Consider the following 2,644-nt stretch of genomic DNA (forward strand, 5'->3'; position numbering starts at 1 on the left):
CGGATATGTGATGTTTGTGATGCCTTGCGAACTTTCGGTTCATGTCATCTTCACCACCGCAATCTGCGTCAGCAAATTGCTTGGGTGTTATATGGTCAAGCCTCACGGGCAATTAGTATTGGTTAGCTCAACGCCTCACAGCGCTTACACACCCAACCTATCAACGTCGTAGTCTTCGACGGCCCTTTAGGGGATTCAAGATCCCAGTGAGATCTCATCTTGAGGCAAGTTTCCCGCTTAGATGCTTTCAGCGGTTATCTCTTCCGAACATAGCTACCCGGCAATGCCACTGGCGTGACAACCGGAACACCAGAGGTTCGTCCACTCCGGTCCTCTCGTACTAGGAGCAGCCCCTCTCAAATCTCAAACGTCCACGGCAGATAGGGACCGAACTGTCTCACGACGTTCTAAACCCAGCTCGCGTACCACTTTAAATGGCGAACAGCCATACCCTTGGGACCGGCTTCAGCCCCAGGATGTGATGAGCCGACATCGAGGTGCCAAACACCGCCGTCGATATGAACTCTTGGGCGGTATCAGCCTGTTATCCCCGGAGTACCTTTTATCCGTTGAGCGATGGCCCTTCCATACAGAACCACCGGATCACTAAGACCTACTTTCGTACCTGCTCGACGTGTTTGTCTCGCAGTCAAGCGCGCTTTTGCCTTTATACTCTACGACCGATTTCCGACCGGTCTGAGCGCACCTTCGTACTCCTCCGTTACTCTTTGGGAGGAGACCGCCCCAGTCAAACTACCCACCATACACTGTCCTCGATCCGGATAACGGACCTGAGTTAGAACCTCAAAGTTGCCAGGGTGGTATTTCAAGGATGGCTCCATGAGAACTGGCGTCCCCACTTCAAAGCCTCCCACCTATCCTACACAAGCAAATTCAAAGTCCAGTGCAAAGCTATAGTAAAGGTTCACGGGGTCTTTCCGTCTAGCCGCGGATACACTGCATCTTCACAGCGATTTCAATTTCACTGAGTCTCGGGTGGAGACAGCGCCGCCATCGTTACGCCATTCGTGCAGGTCGGAACTTACCCGACAAGGAATTTCGCTACCTTAGGACCGTTATAGTTACGGCCGCCGTTTACCGGGGCTTCGATCAAGAGCTTCGCTTGCGCTAACCCCATCAATTAACCTTCCGGCACCGGGCAGGCGTCACACCCTATACGTCCACTTTCGTGTTTGCAGAGTGCTGTGTTTTTAATAAACAGTCGCAGCGGCCTGGTATCTTCGACCGGCATGAGCTTACGGAGCAAGTCCTTCACCCTCGCCGGCGCACCTTCTCCCGAAGTTACGGTGCCATTTTGCCTAGTTCCTTCACCCGAGTTCTCTCAAGCGCCTTGGTATTCTCTACCTAACCACCTGTGTCGGTTTGGGGTACGGTTCCCAGTTATCTGAAGCTTAGGAGCTTTTCTTGGAAGCATGGTATCAACCACTTCGTCGCCTAAAGGCAACTCGTCATCAGCTCTCGGCCTTGAAATCCCGGATTTGCCTAAGATTTCAGCCTACCACCTTAAACCTGGACAACCAACGCCAGGCTGGCCTAACCTTCTCCGTCCCTCCATCGCAATAACTGGAAGTACAGGAATATTAACCTGTTTTCCATCGACTACGCTTTTCAGCCTCGCCTTAGGGACCGACTAACCCTGCGTCGATTAACGTTGCGCAGGAAACCTTGGTCTTTCGGCGTGCGAGTTTTTCACTCGCATTGTCGTTACTCATGTCAGCATTCGCACTTCTGATACCTCCAGCAAGCTTCTCAACTCACCTTCACAGGCTTACAGAACGCTCCTCTACCGCATCACCAAAAGGTGATACCCGTAGCTTCGGTGCATGGTTTGAGCCCCGTTACATCTTCCGCGCAGGCCGACTCGACTAGTGAGCTATTACGCTTTCTTTAAAGGGTGGCTGCTTCTAAGCCAACCTCCTAGCTGTCTAAGCCTTCCCACATCGTTTCCCACTTAACCATGACTTTGGGACCTTAGCTGACGGTCTGGGTTGTTTCCCTTTTCACGACGGACGTTAGCACCCGCCGTGTGTCTCCCATGCTCGGCACTTGTAGGTATTCGGAGTTTGCATCGGTTTGGTAAGTCGGGATGACCCCCTAGCCGAAACAGTGCTCTACCCCCTACAGTGATACATGAGGCGCTACCTAAATAGCTTTCGAGGAGAACCAGCTATCTCCGAGCTTGATTAGCCTTTCACTCCGATCCACAGGTCATCCGCTAACTTTTCAACGGTAGTCGGTTCGGTCCTCCAGTCAGTGTTACCTAACCTTCAACCTGCCCATGGATAGATCGCCCGGTTTCGGGTCTATACCCAGCGACTAAACGCCCTATTAAGACTCGCTTTCGCTACGCCTCCCCTATTCGGTTAAGCTCGCCACTGAATATAAGTCGCTGACCCATTATACAAAAGGTACGCAGTCACCTAACAAAGTAGGCTCCCACTGCTTGTACGCATACGGTTTCAGGTTCTATTTCACTCCCCTCTCCGGGGTTCTTTTCGCCTTTCCCTCACGGTACTGGTTCACTATCGGTCAGTCAGTAGTATTTAGCCTTGGAGGATGGTCCCCCCATATTCAGACAAAGTTTCTCGTGCTCCGTCCTACTCGATTTCATTGATAAGAGATT

Annotated in this window: 1 other annotated feature (cut by a window edge). The window is 51.9% G+C overall.

Features of this window, described 5'->3' with window-relative positions:
- Window positions 1-91: 91 nt before the first annotated feature.
- Window positions 92-2,644 (minus strand) — a sequence feature (most likely nonfunctional fraction of RNA operon) (it continues 1,687 nt past the right edge of the window).

This window comes from Pseudomonas sp. p99-361 (assembly GCF_003935475.1).
Taxonomy (GTDB): domain Bacteria; phylum Pseudomonadota; class Gammaproteobacteria; order Pseudomonadales; family Pseudomonadaceae; genus Aquipseudomonas; species Aquipseudomonas juntendi.